Annotated in this window: 24 protein-coding genes; 14 read left to right on the forward strand and 10 right to left on the reverse strand. The window is 65.8% G+C overall.

Annotated elements, in window-relative coordinates:
- Positions 1-10: 10 nt before the first annotated feature.
- Positions 11-625 (forward strand): tRNA-uridine aminocarboxypropyltransferase, encoded by a 615-nt coding sequence (locus ACJRPG_RS13220; protein ID WP_408000557.1) that lies wholly within the window; start codon positions 11-13, stop codon positions 623-625.
- Here ACJRPG_RS13220 and ACJRPG_RS13225 read toward each other — a convergent pair.
- The 5 genes from ACJRPG_RS13225 to ACJRPG_RS13245 form a co-directional block, all read right to left on the reverse strand.
- Positions 609-3,473 carry an Hsp70 family protein gene (locus ACJRPG_RS13225; protein WP_408000558.1) on the reverse strand — a complete coding sequence of 955 codons (2,865 nt, stop codon included), beginning with the start codon at positions 3,471-3,473 and terminating at the stop codon, positions 609-611. The genes ACJRPG_RS13220 and ACJRPG_RS13225 overlap by 17 nt on opposite strands.
- Positions 3,473-5,308, reverse strand: coding sequence for an Hsp70 family protein (locus tag ACJRPG_RS13230; protein WP_408000559.1), 1,836 nt, complete (start codon positions 5,306-5,308; stop codon positions 3,473-3,475). Before ACJRPG_RS13230 ends, ACJRPG_RS13225 begins: the two co-directional genes overlap by 1 nt.
- On the reverse strand, positions 5,305-5,841 hold the full coding sequence (locus tag ACJRPG_RS13235) for a DUF2760 domain-containing protein (protein ID WP_408000560.1): 537 nt from the start codon (positions 5,839-5,841) through the stop codon (positions 5,305-5,307). Before ACJRPG_RS13235 ends, ACJRPG_RS13230 begins: the two co-directional genes overlap by 4 nt.
- A 105-nt stretch (positions 5,842-5,946) precedes the next feature.
- A complete protein-coding gene (locus ACJRPG_RS13240) occupies positions 5,947-6,756 on the reverse strand; it encodes a sterol desaturase family protein (RefSeq protein ID WP_408000561.1) in 810 nt (269 codons plus the stop codon).
- 22 nt (positions 6,757-6,778) lie between these two features.
- Positions 6,779-7,510: a PEP-CTERM sorting domain-containing protein gene (locus ACJRPG_RS13245; RefSeq protein WP_408000562.1), complete on the reverse strand. Its 732-nt coding sequence runs from the start codon at positions 7,508-7,510 to the stop codon at positions 6,779-6,781.
- Between the two features lie 216 nt (positions 7,511-7,726).
- Between ACJRPG_RS13245 and ACJRPG_RS13250 the strand changes: the two genes are divergently transcribed.
- Entirely contained in the window at positions 7,727-8,875 is a 1,149-nt protein-coding gene (locus tag ACJRPG_RS13250) for a PA0069 family radical SAM protein (protein WP_408000563.1), read from the forward strand.
- Positions 8,876-8,894: 19 nt separating this feature from the next.
- Positions 8,895-9,062, forward strand: coding sequence for a hypothetical protein (locus ACJRPG_RS13255; protein WP_408000564.1), 168 nt, complete (start codon positions 8,895-8,897; stop codon positions 9,060-9,062).
- Here ACJRPG_RS13255 and ACJRPG_RS13260 read toward each other — a convergent pair.
- Together ACJRPG_RS13260 and ACJRPG_RS13265 are read right to left on the reverse strand one after the other, a co-directional pair.
- The gene (locus tag ACJRPG_RS13260; protein ID WP_408000565.1) at positions 9,040-9,609 is read right to left on the reverse strand and encodes a gamma-glutamylcyclotransferase; all 570 of its coding nucleotides are present in this window, start codon (positions 9,607-9,609) and stop codon (positions 9,040-9,042) included. The two genes, ACJRPG_RS13255 and ACJRPG_RS13260, sit on opposite strands and share 23 nt — an antisense overlap.
- 27 nt (positions 9,610-9,636) lie before the next feature.
- Positions 9,637-10,530 (reverse strand): LysR family transcriptional regulator, encoded by an 894-nt coding sequence (locus ACJRPG_RS13265; protein WP_408000566.1) that lies wholly within the window; start codon positions 10,528-10,530, stop codon positions 9,637-9,639.
- 86 nt (positions 10,531-10,616) lie between these two features.
- Between ACJRPG_RS13265 and ACJRPG_RS13270 the strand changes: the two genes are divergently transcribed.
- From ACJRPG_RS13270 to maiA, 3 genes are read left to right on the forward strand one after another with little or no spacing between them, the layout of a single operon-like run.
- Positions 10,617-11,156, forward strand: a complete 540-nt coding sequence (locus ACJRPG_RS13270; protein ID WP_408000567.1) for a VOC family protein — start codon at positions 10,617-10,619, stop codon at positions 11,154-11,156.
- Positions 11,153-12,175, forward strand: coding sequence for a fumarylacetoacetate hydrolase family protein (locus ACJRPG_RS13275; RefSeq protein WP_408000568.1), 1,023 nt, complete (start codon positions 11,153-11,155; stop codon positions 12,173-12,175). Before ACJRPG_RS13270 ends, ACJRPG_RS13275 begins: the two co-directional genes overlap by 4 nt.
- Entirely contained in the window at positions 12,172-12,816 is a 645-nt protein-coding gene (gene maiA, locus ACJRPG_RS13280; RefSeq protein WP_408000569.1) for a maleylacetoacetate isomerase, read from the forward strand. Before ACJRPG_RS13275 ends, maiA begins: the two co-directional genes overlap by 4 nt.
- 5 nt (positions 12,817-12,821) lie before the next feature.
- Here maiA and ACJRPG_RS13285 read toward each other — a convergent pair whose 3' ends face one another.
- The 3 genes from ACJRPG_RS13285 to ACJRPG_RS13295 all read right to left on the reverse strand — a co-directional run bounded on the left by ACJRPG_RS13285 (position 12,822) and on the right by ACJRPG_RS13295 (position 19,327).
- Entirely contained in the window at positions 12,822-13,742 is a 921-nt protein-coding gene (locus ACJRPG_RS13285) for a phytanoyl-CoA dioxygenase family protein (RefSeq protein ID WP_408000570.1), read from the reverse strand.
- 3 nt (positions 13,743-13,745) lie between these two features.
- Complete coding sequence (locus ACJRPG_RS13290; protein WP_408000571.1) at positions 13,746-15,494, reverse strand: diguanylate cyclase; 1,749 nt, start codon at positions 15,492-15,494, stop codon at positions 13,746-13,748.
- Between the two features lie 98 nt (positions 15,495-15,592).
- Positions 15,593-19,327 (reverse strand): ATP-binding protein, encoded by a 3,735-nt coding sequence (locus ACJRPG_RS13295; protein ID WP_408000572.1) that lies wholly within the window; start codon positions 19,325-19,327, stop codon positions 15,593-15,595.
- 167 nt (positions 19,328-19,494) lie between these two features.
- Here ACJRPG_RS13295 and ACJRPG_RS13300 point away from each other — a divergent pair, with 167 nt between their 5' ends.
- From ACJRPG_RS13300 to fdx, 8 genes are all read left to right on the forward strand, one after another.
- Positions 19,495-19,905, forward strand: coding sequence for a VOC family protein (locus tag ACJRPG_RS13300; protein WP_408000573.1), 411 nt, complete (start codon positions 19,495-19,497; stop codon positions 19,903-19,905).
- A gap of 115 nt (positions 19,906-20,020) precedes the next feature.
- Positions 20,021-20,497: a Fe-S cluster assembly transcriptional regulator IscR gene (gene iscR / locus ACJRPG_RS13305; protein ID WP_231765713.1), complete on the forward strand. Its 477-nt coding sequence runs from the start codon at positions 20,021-20,023 to the stop codon at positions 20,495-20,497.
- A gap of 13 nt (positions 20,498-20,510) precedes the next feature.
- Positions 20,511-21,776, forward strand: coding sequence for an IscS subfamily cysteine desulfurase (locus ACJRPG_RS13310; protein ID WP_408000574.1), 1,266 nt, complete (start codon positions 20,511-20,513; stop codon positions 21,774-21,776).
- A 33-nt stretch (positions 21,777-21,809) separates the two neighbouring features.
- Positions 21,810-22,196 carry a Fe-S cluster assembly scaffold IscU gene (gene iscU / locus ACJRPG_RS13315; RefSeq protein WP_408000575.1) on the forward strand — a complete coding sequence of 129 codons (387 nt, stop codon included), beginning with the start codon at positions 21,810-21,812 and terminating at the stop codon, positions 22,194-22,196.
- Between the two features lie 17 nt (positions 22,197-22,213).
- Positions 22,214-22,537: an iron-sulfur cluster assembly protein IscA gene (gene iscA / locus ACJRPG_RS13320; RefSeq protein ID WP_408000576.1), complete on the forward strand. Its 324-nt coding sequence runs from the start codon at positions 22,214-22,216 to the stop codon at positions 22,535-22,537.
- Between the two features lie 15 nt (positions 22,538-22,552).
- Positions 22,553-23,068, forward strand: coding sequence for a Fe-S protein assembly co-chaperone HscB (hscB, locus tag ACJRPG_RS13325; RefSeq protein ID WP_408000577.1), 516 nt, complete (start codon positions 22,553-22,555; stop codon positions 23,066-23,068).
- Between the two features lie 21 nt (positions 23,069-23,089).
- Positions 23,090-24,970 carry a Fe-S protein assembly chaperone HscA gene (hscA, locus tag ACJRPG_RS13330; protein WP_408000578.1) on the forward strand — a complete coding sequence of 627 codons (1,881 nt, stop codon included), beginning with the start codon at positions 23,090-23,092 and terminating at the stop codon, positions 24,968-24,970.
- Between the two features lie 24 nt (positions 24,971-24,994).
- Positions 24,995-25,336 (forward strand): ISC system 2Fe-2S type ferredoxin, encoded by a 342-nt coding sequence (gene fdx / locus ACJRPG_RS13335; RefSeq protein ID WP_408000579.1) that lies wholly within the window; start codon positions 24,995-24,997, stop codon positions 25,334-25,336.
- Positions 25,337-25,344 lie beyond the last annotated feature (8 nt).

Here is a 25,344-nt window from a genome sequence, read left to right on the forward strand (position 1 = left end):
CAATGCCGGCATGAGTTCACAACGTCCCTCCTGCGCTGTTTGCCTGCGCGCGCAATCCGGCTGCATCTGCCAATGGGTGCAGCCGTCTACCAGCAGCACACGGGTGCTGGTGCTGCAGCATCCGCTGGAAGTGGCGAATGCGAAAAACAGCGCGCGCCTGCTGCACCTGTGCCTGCCCAACAGCGAGCTGCACGTCGGCGAACAGTTCGGGGATGCGGCGCTGGCCGCCATGCTGGATGGCCGCAAGGCCGTTCTGCTATACCCCGATGTGGCGGGCGTGGCGCCGCCACCTGCACTGGATGCGGCCTGGCTCGCGCAGCCCGAATCCCTGCTGCTGGTGGTGTTGGATGCCACCTGGCGCAAGAGCCGCAAGATGCTCTACCTGAATCCCCGTCTTCAATCGCTGCCGCGCCTTGCGCTGAGCGGCCTGCCGCCCTCCCACTACCGCATCCGCAAGGCCCATGCACCGGGCCAGCTGTCGACCATGGAGGCGGTGTGCCATGCGCTCACGCAGGTCGAAGGGGAGCGCTTTGGCGGTCTGTTGGCGGCATTTGACGGCTTCGTGGACCAGCAGCAGGCGCTGGCAGAGCAGGGCGCCGCGCGGCGCCTCAGCGAATCAGCTTGAGGCCGGGCGGCAGGGCATCGCCCAGCATGCGCTGTTCGCTGGCCTGGTCGAGCTGGGTGACTTCCTTTACCATGGCGGCCCAGGTGGGCGGCGAACCGGCTGCCGCAAGGCGCGCAATGATTTCTGTACGCAGCGTGTCGCCGATATCGCGCGAACGGTCGCCCGTCATGCGCGCCAGGTGGGCGGCGGCAAAGCCTGCCGGCTCGATCTTGCGCCAGTCCAGTTGGAGCAGCGCAGCCAGCCACTGTTCCACCGTTGCCACCGGCGCCACTTCGTGGGCGCTGCCATGGAATGGCTGGCGTGCGCCAACGCGGCCCAGCGCCCACAGATAGCGGGTGTAGGCGCCTGCGGCTTTGGCTGCCTCGCGTGCCGGGCGCTTGGGAATGTCCAGGATCTGCTGCAGCATCCAGTCGCCGATTTCCGCCTTGTAGGCAGCTGGTATGCGTTCCAGCGATGCGCCGATGCGCAGCATGTCTTCCTCGCTGCCGCTAACCAGCGTGACTGGACGCTTGCCGCGCTCCTGGGCATCGGCCTGCAGGTTGAAGGCGAAATCGTCGAGCAGGCGAAGCTGGGCTGCGGTATCCAGCCCGCCAGACACGCGGCGCCATAGCGTCCACCATTCGGCGCATACCTGGCTCTCCTTGTGGTTCTGCACACCCTGCTCAAACAGCGCCCAGAGCTGTTCGATACGGTAGTCGTCGAGGGCGGCGCCAAAGCCGGGGCGGAGGCAATACCCTGCGAGGTTCAGCCAGGCGCGTTCGTGTTCGGCGGAGCGGCGGCGGCCTTTGGCGCGCTGGATCAGCGCATCGAACAGGCGGCGCAGCAGGGGCGTGGTCCAGCGTTCGCGGCTGCCGAGCAGCTGTTCGAGCTGGGCGCGCAGCTGGCGCACTTCTTTTGCATCCACCTGCTGGGCGCGCGTGCCGAAGATGCGGTCGATTTTCTCCAGCGCCTCGGCGAAGCGTGGCGGCGCAGCTTCCTCCTCGGCCGTTTCCTCTTCCGTTCCGCGCAGCTGAAATTCGAGCGACCAGCGCTGGCCGCTGTCCGCTTCGGCGGCGCAGTGCAGTTCCAGTGTGCCCACCTCGCTCAGCGTGGCCACCAGCTGGACGGGAATCTCCTTGCGTGCACCGGCTTCACCGCTGTCGCGCAGCACGGTCGCCACGGGCGGAAGCTGCACATAATCTGCCGGATCAAGATTCAGCAGTTCGCCCGCCACCGGCGCCGGTCCTTCGTCGGAGGTGGAAGAGAGCAGGTGGAAGCGCACGGGGCGGCCGATACGCAGGGCGAAGCTTCGTTCCGTCAGCCGGACTTCGCGGCCGGGCGGCGTCCCGCGCGGCAGGATGCAGATGGCGCGGCGCTGCACACCCGGCGCACGCTCCGCATCCAGCAGCAGGAAGTAACTGCGGGGCGAACCGCCAGCGATGGCCGGAGCGAGGCCACGCCGGGCCAGCGAGTAAGCCACGGCGCCGCGCGCCACAGCTACGTCCGGATCTTCGTTGTGCAGCACGCGCACCGGGGCGCCGCGCCAGGCCGAGAGCACCTCGGCAAGTCGTTCAGCCAGTACCGTCGCATGGAACACGCCGCCGTTCAGCAGCAGCGTATCCGGCAGCGCCATCGCCGCCTCAACAGCTGGGGCCACCGGATGGCCGTACCCGTCCACATTGGGGTCTGACCCCAAAGTGGACGGGTACGGCCATCCGGCGGGCTGGGCTGGATGTTGGCGCAGGAAGGCGGCGAGGTGGCGGGTGATGGCGGGATCGCCGGCGTACGGCAGGCCGAATTCAACGATGGCGGCGCGCGCACGCTTCGGCCCTTGCTGCTCGGCGTTCAAGGGGAAGAAGCCGTCCGCCACAATCTGCCGCACTTCATCGCGGGTGAAGACAACGGAGCGGCTGCCGCCAATCAGGCGCGAGCCGGAGCCGAGCATCGTTACGCTGGCCTGCTCCGGTGCATCCGCCGCGAGCAGCTGTTCTTTCGCGGCGCGGCAGCGTTCGATCAGCTGTGCGAGACTGCCTGCCGAGAGGCGCGGTGCGCTGCCGCCTTCCTGCGCCGCCAGCCGCGATTCGGCGAGCCGCGCCAGCGCCAGGTCCATATTGTCGCCGCCGAGGATCAGGTGATTGCCGACGCCGATGCGTGTCAGTACCGGTTCGCCTTGCGACAGCTCCACTTTGACGAGGCTGAAATCGGTGGTGCCGCCGCCAACGTCGGCCACCAGCACGAGACGGCTGTCCGCCAGTTGCTCCGCCAGCGCAGTGCGGTGCCGCAGCAGCCAGTCGTACAGCGCTGCCTGCGGTTCTTCCAGCAGCCGCAGTTCGTGCAGGCCGGCCATGCGCGCGGCTTCCAGCGTCAGCGCACGCGCGCCTTCGTCGAAGGATGCGGGCACGGTGAGCACGACTTCCTGCCGTTCCAGCGGCGCGTCCGGGAAGCGCGTGTTCCATGCGGAACGCAGGTGCGCGAGGTAGCTTGCACTGGCTGCAAGCGGCGAGATTTTGGGAACGCCTTCGCCGGCACCCCAGGGCAGGATGGCGGCCGTGCGGTCCACGCCCGAGTGCGAGAGCCAGCTCTTGGCGCTGGCCACCATGCGGCCCGGCGTCTGCGCACCGAGCTTGCGGGCAAGGCTGCCGACGACAGCGCGTTCCGCCGATGGCCAGGGCAGCTGCAGTTCGCCTTCGGCGAGCTCGCCATCCGCCGGATGGTAGCGGGACGAGGGCAGCAGCTTGCCCGCACTGACTTCGCCGGGAGCGCTGAGCTGCTCCACCGGGAACAGCTCCACCTCGCCGGCGCCCGGCGCCATGTAGGCCAGCACCGTGTTCGTGGTGCCGAGGTCAATGCCAACGAGGTAGCGTTTCATCAGCCTTCGGACTGGCGCACGTCGAATTCGACTTTCCAGCGCTGGCCGTCACGCGCCACCGCCAGCAGCTCCAGCGTGCCTGCTTCGCTGGCGCGCGCATGCAGGCGCACTTGCACCACTTCGCCCGGCAGGCGGCCTTCGGGCGAGAGCGTGGCCTGGATCTCGTTCATCTCCACCAGTTCGTCGCCGCTCCACGATTCGAGCACTTGTCCGATCTGGTCCTGGCGCCGCACGGAAGAGCCGAAGAAGCGGAAGTGCACCGGCTCGCCCACCACCAGGCCGAACTCCTGGCCCGGCAGTTCAAGCTCGCTGCCTTCCTCCATGCCGAACGGCGCCACGCACAGCGCTTCGATCGGCGGCTCGAAGCCGGGAATCGCAGGCATCGCGGATTCGATGCCGACGTAGTAGGAGCGTGCCGTGCCGCCGCGAATGCGTACGCCGCTGCCGCGCCGCACATAGCTGTAATAGGCGGCGCCGCGCGCAACGGCCAGGTCGAGGTCGGCCCCCGCCAGCATGCGCGCGGCTGGCGCGCCTTCCCCGGCGAGCCAGCTGTTGATGGTATCCATCACGCGCTGCGTGAGCAGTTCGGACTTGAACACGCCGCCGTTGAACAGCACCGCGCTTGGATGCAGGAAGCTGTGCGCAGGATCCGGCGTGAAGCCCGGCAGCTCGCTGGTGGCGCCGACCTGGCGGCCCAGGAAAGCGGCCAGGTGGCGCGTGATGGCGGCATCCTGCGCATAGGGTAGGCCAAGCTGCGTCAGGCCCGCGCGGGCGCGCACGGCAGGGCGTGCCGCCGCATCCACCTGCGGGAAGAAGCCGTCAGTAATGAAGGTGGACACTTCGCTGCGCGTGAGCTCCGTGCGGATCGAGCCGCCGATCAGCTTCGAGCCACGGCTTGGAATCACGATAGGCCAGCTCTCGGCGCTGGCATTGGCCAGCAGGTTTTCCTTGGCGCTGCGGCAGCCGTAGGTGAGGGCGCGCAGCTGCCAGGCATCGAGCTGGGTGCCGTTGGCGGCCAGCTTGCGCGATACCAGGTGGGCCAGCGCCAGGTCCATATTGTCGCCGCCCAGCAGGATATGGTCTCCCACGGCCACGCGGTGCGGTTCCAGCTTGCCTTCGCGTTCGAGGATGGCGATCAGCGAGAAGTCGCTGGTGCCGCCGCCCACGTCCACTACCAGGATAATGTCGCCGGGTTTGACGTCCTTGCGCCAGCGGCCGTCGCTGCCCTGGATCCAGCTGTACAGCGCGGCCTGCGGTTCTTCCAGCAGGGTGGCATTGTCGTAGCCTGCGGCGCGCGCCGCTTCGGCCGTGAGTTCACGCGCGCCAGGATCGAAGGAGGCGGGAATCGTCACCGTCACGGACTGCTGCGCGAACGGCGCTTCGGGGTATGCGGCATCCCATGCCTTGCGCAGGTGCTGCAGGTAGCGCGTGGATGCTTCCAGCGGCGATACCTTCGCCACTTCTTCCGGCGCATCGGTGGGCAGGATGGCGGCGCGGCGGTCCACGCCCGGATGGCACAGCCAGCTCTTGGCGCTCGATACGAGGCGGATCGGCGTGGTGGCGCCACGGCTGCGCGCCATGTCGCCCACCGCCGACGTTTCGCTCGTGCTCCAGGGCAGGGCCAGGTCGCCGGGCGCCAGCTCATCGGCATGCGGCAGGTAGAGGAAAGAAGGCAGCAGCGGCAGCTCTTCCACCGTGCCGGGCGCCGTCAGCTGCGGAATGCCCAGCACGCCGTGGCTGGTCTTTTCGCCGTCGCTGCCACCCAGGTCAACATAGGACAGCGCGCTGTGCGTGGTGCCAAGGTCGATGCCGATGGCGTAACGCGGATCGCTCACAGCTCCACCTCGGCCGGGGCCAGCACTTTCGCGTCATGCGCTTCCGCCAGTTTCGGCAGGCGCACGCTGCTTGCGCGCCAGCCGCGGTGGCTCAGCGAACCGGTGAACGGGGTCTTGCCCACCACGTTGCCGGTAAGGCGCACCGATGCGGCATCGAAGCCTTCCGGCAGCGTGACGCGGCTGCCTTCCGCTTCGCTGCGCACCGGCTCGATGGTGAAGTGCTCGCGCAGCACCTTGGCGCAGCCTTCGTGCACCACGCGCGCAGCAGCGCCGATATCGGCGTCCGAATAGGCGCTCAGGTTCTCCTGCGTGAAATCGATCAGGCGCGCTTCGCGCTGGAACAGGCTCAGAAGCTGCAGGGCTGCATCCGGCGTGGCTTCGCGCAGCGGCGCGGCGGTGGGGGCGGGCGTTGGCGCCGGCGTAGGCGCTACTGCGGGCTGGTTCAGGCGCGCGGCAAATTCAGCGTCGCCAATAACCTTGAAGGCAAGGGAAATCCTGCTCCAGAAAGATGGGAGAGTAGTCGTGTCGTTCATTTTATTGCTCTTTGATGTGGGGATAATCAGCCGATGCTGTCGAACTGCATCGGGATCGGAATCCTGGGAAGTGCGCATCATACCAGCTAGCGCTGGAACGGGGCGCTAGCGGGAGGGCGGCGGCAGGAGGGGATCGAGCAGCTGGCCGGCCAGCGATGGCGGCTGCGGTGTGTCGCTGCCGTATTCCTCCGGCCAGTGGCGCGGCAGGTAGTGGCTGCCGAACACGCGGTCGAGGACGGGCAGCGTGGCGGCGTAGTTGTGGTTGATGTGGTCGTAGCGGCTGTGGTGCCAGTGATGAAACGCCGGCGTCGTCAGCAGCCATTCCAGTGGGCCCAGGCGCCAGCGCAGGTTGGCGTGGATGAAAAAGCCCCACACCGTGCCGAGCACCAGCAGCAGCGCCGGTGCGCTGCTTCCAGCGGCGTTGGGAGCGGCGAGGCCAAGCAGGTGGAGCGGGACCAGGCCGAACAGGCGCGTGACCACCATGTCCACCGGATGCGTGCGCGTGTTGGACAGGAAGTGCAGGTGTCCGGTGCTATGGTGCAGCGCATGGAAGCGCCACAGCCATGGCAGTTCGTGGCTGAGACGGTGGCCCCAGTAAAAGCCGGTTTCGGCCACCAGGAAGGCCAGCGCCAGGCGAAGCAGCGGCGGCAGTTCCGCGATTGCCGTGGCCAGCGCGCCAGGCACCAGATGCTGTGCGGCGACGGCGAGCATGGCCATCGGCACACTGAGCAGGAGGGCGGGCGCAAGGCTGCTGATCACGTAATAGGCGATGTCCTGCAGCAGCTCCTTGCGCGGCCGCGGTGCGTGGCGCGCGCCGAACCAGCGTTCAAGGGGAACGAAGATTATCGTCAGCAGCACCAGCCACACGGACAGGCGCAGCACGTCGCTCAGGAATGCGCTGAGGGAGGCCGGCATGAATTGCTGCTGCAGGAGGTGCTCAGGCGCGGTATGCGCGGCGGCGGAGGAATGCAAGCAGGAAGACACCGCCCGCCATCATGCCCCAGCTTGCCGGTTCCGGAACCGCCGATGTCAGCGACACGCTGTCCAGCAGCAGGAAGGGCGGTGCGCCCGGCGCCGCGTTCTTCGCCAGGAAGGACAGCGCCTGGCTGGCGCTGGTGGCGGTGAAGGTCATGGTGGCGGTTTTCCAGCCGCTGAAGCCACCGTCCGCAATGCTCAGCAGGCTGGAGTTCAGCGTGGTGTTGCCGAAGACAACCTGCCAGTAGTTGTCATTGTTCGCGCCTTCGAAGCCGGTTTGCTGCGCCAATGCGTACTCGAAGGTGAGCTTGTACGAGCCGCCCACTTCCAGGCCATTGATGGTCTGGGAGAGCGTGCCGGGATGGTAGTCGGGGTCGGAAGCAAAGATATTGCCGCCGTTGTGGGAAGCGGTGAAGCCGTTGTTTTCGCCGCGCAGCCAGATCGCCGAATCCCAGGTGGTAACGATGCTGCTGTCCAGCACGAAGTTGTAGCCGCCGTCGCGGCCGTTGCTGCTGGTCCAGCCTTCCAGCGTGGTGCGGTCAGCGGCGCCCGTAGCGCTCGAGGACAGCTGCTTGTTGTTGCCGTTGGTGGTGGCCTCGAAACTGCCATTGCTGACGAGGTTGCCGGAGGCGTGTGCGGCGCCTGTCCCAAGGACCAGCGCTGACAGGGTGAGCAGAACAGATTTGATGCGCATGGCGCAAACTCCAATAGTCGACAGGAAATGATTGTGTTACTGCCGGCAATGGTTTGGGCCGAAGGACCTGCATTGTAGCGAAGACAGCTGCCGGTCACAATATATTGATAACAATTGGTATTGATAAGAAGAAACTTCGTGGCCTGCGGAATACGCTTGCAGTGCGGATGGAGTGGATCTAAAATACTGTATAAACATACAGTATCAGGGGTTTTCATGCAGGACAATGATTTCGAAGGGCAGGTGATGCTGCCGCCCAAACCGCTCACCGCGCAGAAGGGGCGCGGCGCGGTCACGAACCTGCAGGGCCGCTACGAGGTGCACGGGCGCGAGGAGTTCGACGACGGCTGGGAGCATGAGGAAGATGCGCCGCGCGTGTGGCGCACCCATGTCACGGAGGAGATGGCGCGCACCATCCTGAGCCGCAACCAGTCGCCGGACATTCCTTTCGGCATATCGCTGAATCCCTACCGCGGCTGCGAGCACGGCTGCATCTACTGTTTTGCGCGGCCTACGCACAGCTATCTCGGCCTGTCGCCCGGCCTGGACTTCGAGAGCAAGCTGTACGCGAAGGTCAATGCGCCGCAGCTGCTGCGCGCCGAGCTGGCGAAGGCAAGCTATGAGCCGTCGCCCATCGCGCTGGGCGTGAATACGGATGCCTACCAGCCCTGCGAGCGTGACTACAAGCTCACGCGGCGCGTGCTGGAAGTGCTGCAGGAATGCGACCACCCGGTCGGCCTGATCACGAAGTCTTCGCTGATCGAACGCGATATCGACATCCTGGCGCCGATGGCGGCGCGCAACCTGGCCGCCGCCGCCATCACGCTCACCACGCTGGACCCTGCCATTGCGCGCACGCTTGAGCCGCGCGCCGCGGCGCCCTCGCGCCGCCTGCGCACCATCCGCACGCTGACGGAAGCGGGCATTCCGGTCAGCGTCAGCGTGGCGCCGATTATTCCCTTTGTGACCGAGCCGGATATCGAAAAGGTGATCGACGCCGCCTTCGAGGCGGGCGCGGTCAATGTCAGCTATGTTGTGCTGCGCCTGCCTTGGGAGGTGGCACCCCTGTTCAAGGACTGGCTGGAAGCGCACTTCCCCGACCGCGCGGCGCGCGTGATGAACCGCGTGCGCGATATGCGCGGCGGGAAGGACTACGACGCCACCTTCGGCAAACGCATGCACGGCGAGGGCGTGTGGGCGGACCTCATCAAGCAGCGTGTGGAGAAAGCGGTTGCGCGCCGCCTCACCATGAGCCGCGGCATGCGTTTCAAATACCTGGACTGCACGGCCTTCAAGCGCCCCGTGGTGGCGCCCGCACGCGCCGCCAAGGTCAAGGCGGCATCGAACCAGCTCGACCTGTTCTGAGCGGCAGGCTCGCACCACAATGGGCACGGTGGCGGCCAAGCACCTCGAGGCGCTGAGCCACTGCCTGCTGCCGTGCGCCCAGCTTGTGCAGGGCAGGCGCGAAGCGGGCCTGGGCAGCCGCCTGCTGGTTCCGGCCGATGGTGAAACACTGGAGTTCGCGGGCGCTAGCCGCCGCGCAGCTGCCTGAGGTGGCGTTCGATGGTGAACACGTGTTCATCATGGTGGCCCAGCTCACGCAGGGCCTGCGCCAGGTGCAGCAGGTATTCGGCATTCGGCCCGCTGGGGCCGACGGCGGCAGCGATGTGCTGCGCGATATCGAGCTCGGTCGCCTCGCCGAGGAAGGCGGCGTTGTCCGCCGTGGCGATGTAGACCAGGCCTTCCTCGCTGTGCTCCTCGTCGAAATGGATGTCGATGGCAAGGCGCAGGTAGCCGTTCTTCTCGCGGTGGTCGAGGTGGGCGAATTCCTCCGGCGTCACGAGGTAGGCCATGCCGTGGCAGACGGCGCCAGGCTGGGGCACGATGGTGGCCACGCGGCCCGGCGCTTCCGGCGTGCCGCGATGGTCGTGCGAGCCTTGCCAGAAACGCCGCGTCCAGCCTTCGATGCTGGCCGGGCGCCGTTCGATGTAGGGAAAGTCGGCCTTGTAGATCAGCGAGCCGTAGCCGAACAGCCACACGCTGTGGCGGCCGTCGAATTTGTCCATCGCCTTGTTGATCTCGATGGTGTTGTGGGACATGCGCTGCGATCCTGCAAAAAGAAACGATTATAGGGCGCTGCGCGAACCCTGCACGAACTCGCCCAGAAAACCGATGAAGCTCTGCGCGGCGGGCGAGGGGGAGCGCGAAGTCTTGGTGTAGACGAAGAACTTGCGCGTCAGTTCCGGCGCCGCGATAGGCCGCATTTCGAGGCCGTAGCGGCGCACCATCGGCGCGGCATAGGGCAGGCAGGCCGTCACGCCAAGCCCCGCCGCCACCATGGCCAGCGCCGTGGTCATGAACGTCACCTCATTGTGGGGGCTTAGCGGCTGGCGCATTTCACGCAGCAGGCGTTCGGTGAACTGGCCCTGCAGCGCAATGAAGGGATGGTCGTTCATGTCCTGCCAGCGCAGCTGCTTCTTCGCGGCCAGCGCATGGCCGGGCGGGAACACCGCCACGAAGGGCATCTCGAACAGGGGCAGGGCGTCAATTTCCGCCAGCGCGTCGCGTTCCGGGCCAATGCCCACATCCACTTCGCCGCTGAACACGCGGCCCGCCACGTTGTCGACCGGGCAGTCCACCAGCCGCAGCTGCACCTTGGGATACTCGGCGCGGTAGGCCGCCATGGCTTCCGGCAACAGGGTGCAGGCCAGCATCTGCGGCGCCGCGATGCGCACGGTGCCCTTGTTCAGCGCCTTGCGGCTGGCGATATCGGCCATGGCGCCATCCAGGTCCTGCAGCATCTTGTCGAACAGCGGATAGAGCTCGCGGCCCACTTCGGACAGCGTTACGCGGCGCGTGTTCCGCTCCAGCACCTTCACGCCCAGCAGCTGTTCCAGTTCCTTGATCTGGCCGCTGAGGGCGGACTGCGTGAGGTGCAGCAGCTCGGCGGCGAGCGTGAAGCTGCCGTTGCGCGCCACGGCGACCAGCGCACGCATCTGGCGGACGGTAGGACTGCTCATAAGGAAATCTGATAAATCACTGTATAAATATCGTTTGTATGATAGCTGAATCGGGAGTCTAATGTCGGCATCAAGGAGAACCGCCCATGAAAATCAAGCAGATCCACCACGTAGCCTACCGCTGCAAGGACGCGAAAGAGACCGTTGACTGGTACGTCAAGCACCTGAACATGAATTTTGTGCTGGCCATCGCCGAAAACGAAGTGCCATCCACCAAGGCGCCGGACCCCTACATGCATGTGTTCCTCGATGCGGGCAACGGCAACGTGCTGGCCTTCTTCGAGCTGCCGACGCAACCCGCCATGGGCCGCGACGAGAACACGCCCGCCTGGGTACAGCACCTGGCGATGGAAGTGGAATCGATGGATGCGCTGCTGGCTGCGAAAGAGCGCCTGGTGGCAGCGGGTATCGACGTGATCGGCCCGGTGAACCACACCATCTTCAAATCGATCTATTTCTTCGATCCGAACGGCCACCGCCTGGAACTGGCAGCCAACACCGGCACGCCGGAAATGATGCAGAAACTGGACGAGGTGAAGTGGGACATGCTGGAAGAATGGTCGAAAACGAAGAAAGCACCGTCGCATGCCGCATGGATGCACGCGCCGCAGGAGGGTAATGCATGAAGCTCGCAACGCTGAAAAATGGAAAACGCGATGGCCAGCTGGTGGTCGTCAGCCGCGACCTGCGCAACTGCGCGCCGGCCACCGGCATTGCGGCCACCCTGCAGGCTGCGCTGGACGACTGGGACGCAGTGAAGCCCGCGCTGGAGAAGCTGTACGCGCAGCTGAACGACGGCGCCGCGCGCGAAGTGCAGCCCTTCGACGAAGCGCGCTGCCATTCGCCGCTGCCGCGCGCCTACCAGTGGGCCGACGGCTCGGCCTACATCAATCACGTTGAACTGGTGCGCAAGGCGCGCAATGCCGAAGTGCCTGCGTCCTTCTACACCGACCCGCTGATGTACCAGGGCGGTTCGGACAGCTTCGTGGGCCCGCGCGATCCGGTCTACGCCCTGAGCGAAGACTGGGGCATCGACCTGGAAGCGGAAGTGGCCGTGATAACGGGCGATGTGCCGATGGGCGTGAGCGATGGCCAGGCTGCGCAGGCGATCCGCCTCGTGATGCTGGTGAACGATGTTTCGCTGCGCAACCTGATTCCGAACGAGCTGGCCAAGGGCTTCGGCTTCTTCAACTCCAAGCCCGCCAGCGCCTTCTCTCCCGTGGCGGTAACGCCGGACGAACTGGGCGCCGCATGGCAGGACAGCAAGCTGCGCCTGCCGCTGCTGGTGCAGCTGAACGGCAAGCCATTCGGCAAGCCGAATGCGGGCGAAGACATGACTTTCAGCTTCGCGCAGCTGGTGGCGCATGCCGCCAAAACGCGCGAGCTGGCGGCCGGCACCATCATCGGTTCCGGCACCGTGTCCAACAAGCAGGGCAGCCTGCACGGTTCGAGCATCGAAAACGGCGGCGTGGGCTACTGCTGCCTGGCCGAAGTGCGCATGTATGAAACCATTGAAGGCGGCGCGCCGAAAACCGGCTTCCTCCGGTTCGGCGATACCGTGCGTATCGAAATGCAGGACGCGCACGGCGCCAGCATCTTCGGCGCCATCGACCAGAAGGTGCGCAATTACGCGGAGCGTGCATGAAGCTCTATACCTACTTCCGCAGCTCGGCCGCTTACCGCGTGCGCATCGCGCTGAACCTGAAAGGGCTGGCCTACGACGCGGTGCCGGTGCACCTGCTGCGCAACGGCGGTGAGCAGCTGTCGGAAGCCTACCGCGCGGTGAATCCGGCCGGCCTGCTGCCGGCGCTGGAGGACAGCGGCGCGGTCATTACGCAGTCGCTTGCGATCATCGAATACCTTGAAGAGATGCACGCCATGGCGCCGCTGCTGCCGCCTGATGCGCTGGGCCGTGCCCGCGTGCGTTCGCTGTCGCAGACCATTGCCTGCGATACGCATCCGCTCACCAACCTGCGCGTGCTCAAGCACCTGAAAGGCCCGCTGGGCCTGAGCGAAGAAGCCAAGATGGACTGGTACCGGCACTGGATGAAGGAGGGCATGGCGGTGCTGGAAGCGCAGCTCGCGCGCAGCGCCGACACCGGCCGCTTCTGCCATGGCGATACGCCGACCATGGCCGATTGCTGCCTGGTGCCGCAGGTGTTCAACGCGCAGCGTTTCGAGATCGGCCTTGCGCCGTATCCCACCATAGCGCGCATTCACGATCACTGCGCCGGCCTGCCGGCCTTCGTTGCGGCGCACCCTGCGCAGCAGCCGGACGCCGAGTAAGGCGGCTAGCGCCACTCCTTGTGCGGTTCGTCCGTGTCGGGCCGGTACGTCAGGTATTGCACCAATCGCGGCAGGCTGCCGCGATTGGGCGTGGCGCAATGGGGGAGCGCGCCATGCCAGATGATGAAGTCACCGGCCAGGGCGGGCACGGGAACCGGCTGCAGCAGCCGCGGCGCAGCTTCCTTGGGATCGGCGCCGGGCGGCAGCGATGCCAGCCAGTCGCCGATGCGCCGGTGGAATCCGGGCACGCAGTGGAACGCCCCTTCGTGCGCCGCGCAGTCGCTCAGGCAGAGCAGGCCTTGCAGGCGGAAGGGAATCGGCAGCACCAGGCTCACGTCCCAGTGCAGCGGGCTGCCCATGAACTGGAAGCTGCCGTGCTCCGGCGGATTGAAGCCGGCCTTGTCGATGGTCCGGTAGATCGCTGCGCTGCCGTATAGCTGGCGGTAAGCCTGGTAGATGCGGTTCGACCGGCGGTTGATGTCCAGCGCCGGATGGTCGAACAGATTCAGCATCAGGCCGCGCTTTCCTTCGTGCGGCTGGTACCAGGACTGCGGCGCATCGGGGCTCGCCTGCAGGAAGTCCCAGATGGCCTGCCGCGCGTCTGCGCACTGCTGCGCCGGCACCGCATCCTTCAGCACCAGGTAGCCGTTCGCGTCCCAGAACGCGAGATCTTCCTGCGACAGCACATCTTCGGCGGCGGCGGGAAGCAGGGTGTCCTTGCGGTGCTCTCCCAGCCATTGGCGGTAGGCATCCAGCGTGGGCCGTTTGTGGTGCAGGAACTGCAGCGCCGTTTCCATGGCAAGGCCCATGCGGTTCAGCACCTTCACTTCTTCCTGCCAGCGGTCCACCGGGTCGGCGGGATCTGTCCTGAATGCGGGATCGAGCGCCCTTCGCCAGAACCTTTGCAAGACCGGCCATTGCTCCATGGTTCAGGTCCGGTCCAGTGCGCTTGAGGGCGAAGGGGAGGGCAATAATTCCGCGTCGCTATAGCGCACTACGCGGTTGCGGCCCTCTTTCTTGGCGCGGTAGAGCGCCTTGTCCGAGCGCACCAGCAGGCTGGAAGGCGTATCGGCGGAGCCGTTGGCCAGTGCCGATGCCACGCCCACGGAGAGCGTCAGCGCAACCACGGCGCCGGATTCGCCCTCGATGCGCAGCGCGCCGGCCGCCTCGCGCAGGCGTTCGGCGGCCAGCACCGCCACATCCGTGTCCGTTTCCGGCATCAGCACCACGAATTCCTCGCCGCCGAAACGCGCCACCATATCGATGGCGCGCAGCGATTCGGTCAGCAGCTTCGCCACCGCCACAATGGCCTTGTCGCCCACATCATGGCCGAAGGTGTCGTTGATGCGCTTGAAGTAGTCGATGTCGATCATCAGCAGCGATAGCGGATGGCCGAAGCGGCGCGCCCGTTCCAGTTCGCCCGCGATCTGCTCCGTCATCTTGCGGCGGTTGGCAATGCCCGTCAGCGGGTCGGTGGTGGCCAGCTGTTCCAGTTTGGCGTTGGCCATCAGCAGTTCCAGCGTGCGCTGCAGCACGCGGTCTTCCAGGTTGTTGCGTTCCGCATCCAGGTCGCGCAGCATGCGGCGGCGGTCGCGCAGCGTCAGCACCAGCGCCGTGATCAGCAGCGCTTCCAGCACGATGGCGGACATGGTGGCGATGATCTGCCAGCGGTAGCGGTCCCACACGCTCTCCGGCCGGTTCAGCAGCACGGCTTCTTCAGGAATGTTCTTCAGGCCGAAGCGGCGCATGGTGGGATAGTCGAAGTAGTAGCCCTGCACGCCTTCCGTGGTGGCGGGCTGTCCCAGCAGGATGCGCGCGATCACGCGGCCGACGGACTCGCCGCTGATGGCATAGCCGCCCACCACGCCCGGTACGATCAGCGACTGCATATTGGTGAAGATGGGAACCGGGCTCACCGAGGCCAGTTTCTGCGCCAGTTCGGCGGGGCTGGTGTGCTGGCCCGCGCTGTCGGTCCTGGTGGAGAGCATGAAGATGGCCGTGCGGCGGTCCAGCGCCGCCACCCGCTGCTGCAGCGACGCGAAGGTCTGGCTGTCCCAGTACTCGAAGGACAGCTTGCTGAATTGCGGCGCCACGCCGCGCAGGCCGGCCAGCCAGCTTTGCACGCGCGGCGTCTGGTCGCCGATGACGACGATGCGCCGCACCGCAGGCGCCACGCGTTCGATGGTGCCGATGGCGCGCGCGAAATCCGGCTGCACTTCGAGGCCGGCGCCGTCGTCCGGCTGCCAGCCCTGGCGGCCGTGGTTCACGTAATAGCGCGCCGCGCCGGGGAACAGGTCGGAATGCTTGCTGAGGAAGGCGGCGGCCACATAGTTTTCCGCGATGATGGCGTCGAAATGCACGTTCGCGTACTTGGTGCGCAGGTAGGGCGCCATGCTTTCGATGGACTGCGATTCGCCCACGCGGTAGGCGTCGAAGCGCTCTTCATAGATGCCGGGCGTGCTGCCGGCGCTGGTGCTGGCCAGCTCCTCGTACAGGCCCTTGTGCACCAGCCTTTGCCAGATGGAGGAGGTGTCCGCCCCCAGCGAGTACAGCACCAGCACCTGGCGTTTGGCCTGCCCCGGATGGGCATGCGCAGCCGCGCCCAGCGCGCACAGTATCAGGCTGCAGGCGAGGAAGCGGAACAAACGTGACAGCGCGCAAGCAGGCGGTTGAGGCATGGACAGGTGACACCGAGGGCAGTAATTTTCTGCGCGGAAAGTGTAACACGCCAAATTTCCTTGAATGCAATTTTCGTGGCGGTTTTGCAACAGCGGCATCAGCCGATCAGGGCGTTGAGGTGGGCGGCTGAGACAGGCTTGACCAGGTGCGCGCTGAAGCCGGCGGCCTGCGATTTAAGCTGGTCCGCATGCTGGCCGTAGCCGCTCAGCGCGATCAGGCGGGTGCCCTGCCAGCCTTCGCGCTTGCGCAGTTCCGCCGCCAGCTCGTAGCCGTCCATGCCGGGCAGGCCGATGTCGAGGATAGCCACGTCGGGCGCTGCGGCGCCGGCGCTGCGCAGGGCGCTGGCGGGGTCGGAGAAAGCCTGCACCGCATGCCCGTGCAGCGAGAGCAGGGCGCTGATCGCCTCCAGCACATCGGCATTGTCGTCCACCAGCATCACGCTGCGCTGCACGCCGGGCGTGGGCGCCGGCGGCGCCGGCGTGGCGGGCAGGGCCGGCATGCTGGCGCGCGGCAGGCGCACCGAGAACACGCTGCCCCGGCCGGGACCGCCGCTGTGCGCGCTCACCGTGCCGCCGTGCAGGGTGACGATGCTCTTGACGATGGCAAGGCCCAGCCCCAGGCCGCCGCGGGAGCGCTCCAGCGACTGGCGCTCCTGCACGAACTTGTCGAACAGCTGCGGCAGCATTTCGGGCCGGATGCCGATGCCATCGTCCTCCACCGTGATCAGCACCTCGCCGCGATCGGCGCGCGCCGCCACCGTCACCGTGCTGCCGTTGTTGCTGTACTTGGCGGCGTTGTTCAGCAGGTTGCTCAGCACCTGGGTCAGGCGCACCGGGTCGGCATACACGGCCAGGCCCTGCGCCGGCACGTCGATGCACAGGCGGTGCTCGCGCTCTTCCATCAGCGAGCTGACGGTTTCCAGCGCCTGCGTCACCAGCACCGAGAGTTCGGCCGGCTCGCGCCGCAGCTCGATCTTGCCCTGCGCGATGCGCGCCACGTCCAACAGGTCGTCCACCAGCCGCACCATGTGCATGGCCTGGCGCTCGATGACGGCATGTTCCTTCTTCACACTGTCGATGCCCTTCAGCTTCATGAGGTCGAGCGCGATCAGGATGGGCGAGAGCGGATTGCGCAACTCGTGGCCCAGCATGGCGAGGAATTCGTCCTTGGCGCGGTTGGCCACCTCGGCGTCGCGCCGCGCGCGCACCAGCGCCGTCACCTCGAAGGACACCACCGCTACCCGGTCCACCGCGCCGGCCGCATTGCGGACCGGCTGGTACACGTAGTCGAAGAAGCATTCCTCCGCTTCGCCGTCCGGGCCGCGCCTGAGCAGCATGCGGCGCGCGGCGCCTGTGCGCGGCTGGCCGGTGGCCATGACCTCCGCCATCTCTTCGAGGATGCCCTGGCCCTCCAGTTCGGGGAAGGCCATGCGCAGCGGCATGCCCATGATGTCGCGCCGGCCCACCAGCTCCGCGAAGCGCTCGTTCAGCAGTTCATAGACGAGGGCAGGACCGCGCAGGATGGCAATCGCCGCGGGCGCCTGCATGAACACTTCCGCCATCCGGCTGGCGTGCGCCCGTTCCACCTGGCGGATGCGGCTGCGGATCAGCAGCGCTTCCACCCGCGTCAGCAGCTCGCGGGCGGAGAAGGGTTTCACCAGATAGTCGTCGGCGCCCGCGTTCAGGCCTTCGATGCGCGCTTCCTCGCCGGCGCGCGCCGACAGCAGCAGCACGGGCAGGTCATGCAGCGTATCGCTGGCGCGCACGGCGGCGATCAGGCCGAAGCCGTCCAGCACGGGCATCATCACGTCGGAGATCACCAGGTCCGGTTTCAGCGCATGGAGCGCATCGAGCGCCTCGGCGCCGTTGCCCACGGCCGTGACCTGCCAGCGCTGGTGCAGCAGGCGCACCAGGTAGCCGCGCATGTCGGCGTTGTCGTCCGCCACCACGATGTGCGCGCCGGCGCTGAGCACGGCGTTGTCCTCCGGGCTGGGGGCGTCCGCTTCCGCTTCTTCCGGCAGCCAGCGCCGCGCCTCGGCGGTGAAGCTTTCCAGCGCGGCGGGCGAGGCGGTGGCGCCGGCGCCCGCCACCACCTGGTCGTCGTGCAGGTGGGCGCGGCCCAGCGGCAGGATGACGGTGAAGCAGCTGCCGCTGCCCGGCGTGCTGTCCACGGTAATGCTGCCCTGGTGTAGCTCCACCAGGTCGCGCACCAGGGCCAGGCCGATGCCCGACCCTTCATGGGTGCGCGAGCGGCTGCCTTCCACGCGCTGGAAACGGTCGAAAATTTTCGGCAGGTGCTCGGCGGCGATGCCCACGCCGGTATCGGCCACGGTCAGCACCGCATGCTGGCCCTGCTGCGCCAGCCGCACCGAGATCCTTCCTTCAAAGGTGAACTTGAAGGCGTTCGACATCAGGTTGAGGACGATCTTCTCCCACAGCGAGATATCGACGAAGGCCGGCATCTGCAGCGGTGCGCAGTCGACGTCCAGCTCCAGTCCCGCGCCTTCAATAATGGAACGGAAGCCGCTGGCCAGGTCGCCGGTGAGGGTGGCCAGGTCCACTTCCGCATAGGACACCTGCATGCGCCCGGCCTGCACGCGCGAGAAATCGAGCAGGGTGTTCACCAGCTTCTGCAGGCGCAGCGCATTGCCGTGCACCAGCTTGAGGCGCTGCTGCTGCACCTCGGGCAACGGATGGGCCGCATCAGCCAGCGCGTCCTCCACCGGGCCCAGCATCAGCGTCAGCGGCGTGCGGAACTCGTGGCTCACATTGCTGAAGAAGGCGGTCTTGGCGCGGTCCAGGTCCGCCAGCATGTCGGCGCGCTGGCGCTGCTCCTCGGCCGCCATGGCATTCTGCACGGCCGCCGTGACCTGGGCCGCCACCAGTTCGAAGAAGGTGCGGTATTCCGCGTCCAGCCTGCGCGCCGGGCTCACGCCCAGCACCAGCACGCCGATCGGCTTTTCATGGCCCGGCACCGTCAGCGGCAGCGCCAGGGCGGACGTGATGCGCTGGCCGGCCAGCCCCGGCGGGAGCTCATCGAGGTCGCCCACCGGCACCTCCACCGCCTTGCTGCTGTCCAGCACCTGCGTCAGCGGCCAGGGTGCGTGCGGCCCGTCGCCGCCGAGGCGCACGGCAGCGGGCGTGATGCGGTCGCTGAGCGGCAGGTGTGCCGCTTGCTGCAGCACGGCGCTGTCGCTGGCGGCATCGGCCAGGTAAAGCAGGGCGAAGGGTATGTCCTGCGGATTGCGGCTGATGGTGCCCATCGCCGTGTCGCAGGCACGCGCCACCGTATTTTCGCGCAGCGCGGCGGCCGACAGGGCAGAGAGCGAGGCCAGGCGCCGTGCGCTCAGGTTGGCCGCCGTCACGTCGGCGGAAGGGCAGAACAGGCCGCCCACCCCGCCTGATTCGTCCACAATGGGGCTGTAGGAGAAGGAGTAGAACACTTCTTCCACAAAGGCGCCCCGGTTCATGAAAAGCTGGACGTCGGCCACATAGGTGGCCTCTGCGTTGCTGAATACCTTGTCCGCCAGCGGCCCGCAGAAATCCCAGATCTCGGCCCAGACTTCGAATGCCGGCCGGCCCAGCGCCCAGGGATGCTTGGCGCGGCTGAGCACATCGATGTACGCGTCGTTGTAGAGGAAGGTGGCGCGCGGACCCCAGCCGATCCAGATCGGATGGCTGGAATTGAGCATCAGGCTGACCGTGGTGCGCAGGCTCTGCGGCCACTGGTCCAGCGGCCCGAGGGGCGTGGCGGACCAGTCATGCGCGGCAATCAGCGATCCCAGCTCCCCCGGCGCCGCGAGAAAGCTGTAAGTAGGCGGCAACTCAGACAAATAAGAACTCCCGGCTGATGCACCGTATGTTGTAGGGATGGCTTCTGCCGATCACGCTACGTTACCGTTCAGTACGGCGCGAGAGCGCACGATTGGAAGCGCCGCGCTGTTTGACAGCGCGGCGCCAATGGCGGGATACTCGCAGGTTTGCGCTGCCCGGCCACTTTATGACCTCCATGCTGCATCCGCCAACTTTTCCCATCCGCAAGGAATGCCCGCCGGGCGCCTGCGTGTGCGAGCGCGAGCGATTGCTGGAAGCGCCGGGCGCCGACCTGCGCGTGCTGCGGCTGACGAAGGAAGAGGAGAAGCGGCTGATCGAGCGCATCGAAGCCGTCGGCAGCTATGCCGAGCTGCAGCGCATCGGCGAGCGCCTGAAGGAACAGCTGGGCATTATGCTGAGCATTGCGCCGGGCCCGAACGAGGTGCGTACCGTGCGCGGCTTCCAGATCGAGGTGAGGGAGATGCCGGGCCTGTGCCGCAAGACGCGGCAGGCGATTCCTGCCGCCATCAGGCGTTGTCTGGAAAGCAAGCCTGAGATTGCCTTCACCATCCTGAACAGCCACGACCTCCTGGGCTGAGCGGCCTCCGGCAAAGCTTTGCCAACTCTGTTATACTTGACCAAATCGATCAACTAATCAGGATTTTGAATCAGTTGTCGAAGGCAAGATTTTAACCGAGTTGAACCGAGGTTGTATGCGTCTGACCACCAAAGGCCGTTTTGCAGTGACTGCAATGATTGACCTGGCAATGCGCCAGGGCAAGGGTCCTGTCACGCTGTCCGGCATCAGCCAGCGGCAGGCCATTTCCCTGTCCTACCTGGAGCAGCTGTTCGGCAAGCTGCGCCGCCACGAGATCGTGGAATCGATCCGCGGCCCCGGCGGCGGCTACAGCCTGGCCCGCCGTGCGGACAAGGTGACGGTGGCCGACATCATCATCGCCGTCGATGAACCCCTCGATGCAACCCAGTGTGGCGGCAAGGAAAATTGTCACGGCGCCAATAAAGCCACCGGCGCCCGCTGCATGACCCACGAGCTGTGGGCCACGCTGAACGAAAAGATGGTCGACTACCTGGACTCCGTGTCCCTGCAGGACCTGGTCGACCAGCAAAAACAGAAAAACGCCGAGCAGAATGTGGTGGTGATGCACCGCAGCGAAGCTGCCCTCGGTTAAACAGGAGTAGCAGATGAACGCCCCAGAGAAAAACGTCGCCCAGGTGGCACCGGTTGAATTCAAGACCGCGCCGCATTTCCCGATCTATATGGACTATTCGGCCACCACGCCGATCGATCCACGCGTTGCGGACAAGATGATCCCTTACCTGCGCGAGCAGTTCGGCAATGCCGCTTCCCGCAGCCATATGTATGGCTGGACCGCCGAAGCGGCGGTGGAAGAGGCGCGCGGCCACGTGGCGGCGCTGGTGAATGCCGATCCGCGCGAAATCATCTGGACCTCCGGCGCCACCGAGAGCAACAACCTCGCCATCAAGGGCGCGGCGCATTTCTACAAGACCAAGGGCAAGCACATCATCACGGTGAAGACCGAGCACAAGGCTGTGCTGGACACCGTGCGCGAACTGGAACGCCAGGGCTTCGAAGCGACCTACCTGGACCCGCAGGACAATGGCCTGATTACCATCGAGCAGCTGACCGCCGCCATCCGTCCGGACACCATCCTGGTGTCCGTGATGCTGGTGAATAACGAGATCGGCGTGATCCAGCCCATCGACGAAATCGGCGCGCTGTGCCGCAGCAAGGGCATCATCTTCCACTGCGACGCGGCCCAGGCCACCGGCAAGGTCGCCATCGACCTGCAGAAGACCAAGGTCGACCTGATGACATTCACCGCGCACAAGACCTACGGCCCGAAAGGCGTGGGCGCGCTCTACGTGTGCCGCAAGCCGCGCGTGCGTATCGAAGCGCAGATGCACGGCGGCGGCCACGAACGCGGCCTGCGTTCCGGCACCCTGCCGACCCACCAGATCGTGGGCATGGGCGAGGCCTTCCGCCTGGCCAAGGAAGAGATGGACAGCGAAATCGCGCGCATCAAGGCGCTGCGCGACCGCCTGGCCGCCGGCCTGCAGGAAATCGAGGAAACCTATATCAACGGCGACATGGACCACCGCGTGCCGCACAACCTGAACGTGAGCTTCAACTACGTGGAAGGCGAATCGCTGATCATGGCGGTGAAGGACCTGGCTGTTTCTTCCGGTTCGGCTTGTACTTCGGCCAGCCTGGAACCATCTTATGTGCTGCGCGCCCTGGGCCGCAGCGATGAGCTGGCCCACAGCTCCATCCGTTTCACCATCGGCCGTTTCACGACCGAGCAGGACATCGACTTCGCGATCGAGCTGATGAAGTCGAAGGTCGGCAAGCTGCGCGAACTGTCGCCGCTGTGGGATATGTTCAAGGAAGGGATCGACATCAACTCGATCCAGTGGGCCGCGCACTAAGCGCGCCGGTAACGATTACATCAGGAGTACATCATGGCTTATTCGGAAAAAGTTCTCGACCACTACGAAAATCCGCGCAATGTGGGCGCCTTTGAAAAAGGCGATGAAAGCGTGGGCACCGGCATGGTCGGCGCACCGGCCTGCGGCGACGTGATGAAGCTGCAGATCAAGGTCGGCGCGGACGGCCTGATCGAAGACGCGAAATTCAAGACCTATGGCTGCGGTTCGGCCATCGCTTCCAGCTCGCTGGTGACGGAATGGGTCAAGGGCAAGTCGCTGGACGAAGCGCTGGCCATCAAGAACACCCAGATCGCGGAAGAGCTGGCGTTGCCGCCGGTGAAGATCCACTGCTCGATCCTGGCGGAAGATGCGATCAAGGCTGCTGTGCAGGACTACAAGGCCAAGCACGCAGCTGCCTGAGGCAACACGGAGGAAGCATGGCAATCACCCTGACTGAAAAAGCAGCGAAGCACATCAACCGGTATATCGAACGCCGCGGCAAAGGCATCGGCCTGCGTTTCGGCGTGCGCACCACCGGCTGCTCGGGGCTGGCCTACAAGCTGGAATACGTGGACGAAGTGGCGGATGAAGACCAGGTCTTCGAGTCGCACGGCGTGAAGGTATTCGTCGATCCGAAAAGCCTGCCGTACATCGACGGCACGGAGCTGGATTTCGCGCGTGAAGGCCTGAACGAAGGCTTCAAGTTCAACAACCCGAACGAAAAAGACGCCTGCGGCTGCGGCGAAAGCTTCCGTATCTGATTGCGTCGATGCACCGTGCAAAACCACTTCCAGCTTTTCAACCTGCCGCAGCAATTCGCCATTGACAGCGGCGCCCTGGACGCCGCCTACCGCGACGTCCAGACCCGCGTCCATCCCGACAAATTCGTCAACGCCACCGATGCCGAGAAGCGCGTCGCCATGCAATGGGCCACGCGCGCCAACGAAGCCTACCAGACGCTGAAGAACCCCCAGAAGCGTGCGGCCTACCTGTGCGAGCTGAATGGCGTGGACCTGCAGACCGAATCGAATACGGCGATGCCGATGGAATTCCTGATGCAGCAGATGGAGTGGCGCGAAGCGCTGGGCGATGCCCGCGCCGCGAAGGACACGGACCAGCTAGATGCGCTGGACGGCGAGCTGCGCAAGGCGCGCAAGGAACAGCTGAAGGACATCGAAGCGGCGCTCAACGGCGGCGACTTCCACGAGGCGGCGCAGGGTGTGCGCGCGCTGATGTTCCTCGAAAAATTCGGCGAAGAAGTCCGCTTCGCCTTCGACGCGATCGAAGCGTAAAAACAAGAACACAGGTTTCACATGGCACTTCTGCAAATTTCCGAACCGGGCATGTCCACGGCGCCGCACCAGCACCGGCTGGCGGTCGGCATTGACCTCGGCACCACCAACTCGCTGGTTGCCACCGTGCGCAACAGCATTCCGGAAGTGCTGAACGACGAAGATGGCCGCCCACTGCTGCCGTCCGTGGTGCGCTACCTGCCGAACGGCCATGCCAACATCGGCTACAAGGCGCAGGCCGCGCAGACCACCGATCCGAAGAACACCATCGTCTCCGTCAAGCGCTTCATGGGCCGCGGCCTGAAGGACATCGCCTACGCCGAGAACCTGCCTTACGACTTTGTCGATGCGCCCGGCATGGTGCAGCTGAAAACCGTGGCCGGCGTGAAAAGCCCGGTCGAGACCTCGGCCCAGATCCTTGCTACGCTGCGCCAGCGCGCGGAGGATTCGCTGGGCGACGATCTCGTGGGCGCGGTCATCACCGTGCCTGCGTATTTCGACGACGCGCAGCGCCAGGCCACCAAGGACGCCGCCCAGCTGGCTGGCCTGAATGTGCTCCGCCTGCTGAGCGAACCGACGGCTGCCGCGATCGCCTATGGCCTCGATAACGGCTCCGAAGGCCTGTTCGCCGTGTACGACCTGGGCGGCGGCACCTTCGATATCTCCATCCTCAAGCTGTCCAAGGGCGTGTTCGAGGTGCTGTCCACCGGCGGCGACTCCGCGCTGGGCGGCGACGATTTCGACCACCGCCTGTTTTGCTGGATCCACGAGCAGGAAAAGCTGGCGCCGCTGTCGGAAGAAGACACCGCCGTGCTGATGGTGAAGGCGCGCGAGGCGAAGGAACTGCTGTCGACCAAGGCCGAAGTGACCGTCGATGCGATCCTGGGCTCCGGTGAGGAAGTGCACCTGAAGATCAGCGCCGAAACCTTCGCCGAGATCACAAAGCACCTGGTCGCCAAGACCATGAATGCGGTGAAGAAGGCCCTGCGCGACGCCAATGTGGACGCGGACGATATCGACGGCGTGGTGATGGTGGGCGGCGCAACGCGCATGCCGACCGTGCAGCGCGCCGTCAGCGAATACTTCCACACCATCCCGCACGCGAACATCGATCCGGACAAGGTGGTGGCGCTGGGCGCCGCCATCCAGGCCAACCTGCTGGCAGGGAACCGTGCCGCGGGCGACGACTGGCTGCTGCTGGACGTGATTCCGCTGTCGCTGGGCATTGAAACCATGGGCGGCCTGGTCGAGAAGATCATTCCGCGCAACTCCACCATTCCATGCGCCCGCGCGCAGGAATTCACTACCTTCAAGGACGGCCAGACCGCGCTGGCGGTGCACGTGCTGCAGGGCGAGCGCGAACTGGTGAGCGACTGCCGCTCGCTGGCGCGTTTCGAGCTGCGCGGCATTCCGCCGATGGCGGCGGGCGCGGCGCGTATCCGCATCACCTACCAGGTGGATGCGGACGGCCTGCTGTCGGTTTCCGCCCGTGAGCTGCGCTCGAACGTGGAAGCATCGATCACCGTCAAGCCATCGTATGGCCTGGGCGACGATGATGTGGCGCGCATGCTGCAGGACTCCTACGGCTCCGCAGAATCGGACATGAAAGCCCGTGCCCTGCGCGAGGAGCAGGTGGAAGCGGAACGCATCCTGCTGGCCACCCAGTCCGCGCTGGACGAAGATGCCGCGCTCCTGAATGCCGAAGAGCGTGCCGCCGTGGACGCCCTGATGGCGAAGACGCGCGAGATTCTTGCCCAGTCCGTGGCAGGTGCTGTGGACCACAATGCCGTGAAAGCCGCCGTCGAAGCGCTGGCCCACGGCACCGAAGAATTTGCATCGCGCCGCATGGACCGCAGCGTGCGCAGCGCGCTGGCCGGCAAGTCGCTGGACCAGGTCGCATAAGAACACATTACAAAGGTAAGCCAAGTGCCACAAATCGTTATCCTCCCTCACGCCAAGCTGTGCCCTGAAGGCGCCGTGCTCGAAACCGAAGCTGGCAAGTCCGTCTGCGATGTGCTGCTGGAAAACGAGATCCACATCGAACACGCCTGCGAGAAGTCCTGCGCCTGCACCACCTGCCACGTGCTGGTGCGCGAAGGCTTCGATTCGCTGAATGAGGCCAGCGAAACCGAAGAAGACCTGCTGGACAAGGCCTGGGGCCTGGAGGCTGTATCGCGCCTGTCCTGCCAGGCCATCGTGGCCGACGAAGACCTGGTCATCGAAATTCCGAAGTACACCATCAACCACGCCAGCGAAGGCGGCCACTGAGCCGGAGG

It is taken from the genome of Pseudoduganella rhizocola (genome assembly GCF_045984285.3).
Lineage (GTDB): Bacteria > Pseudomonadota > Gammaproteobacteria > Burkholderiales > Burkholderiaceae_D > Rugamonas.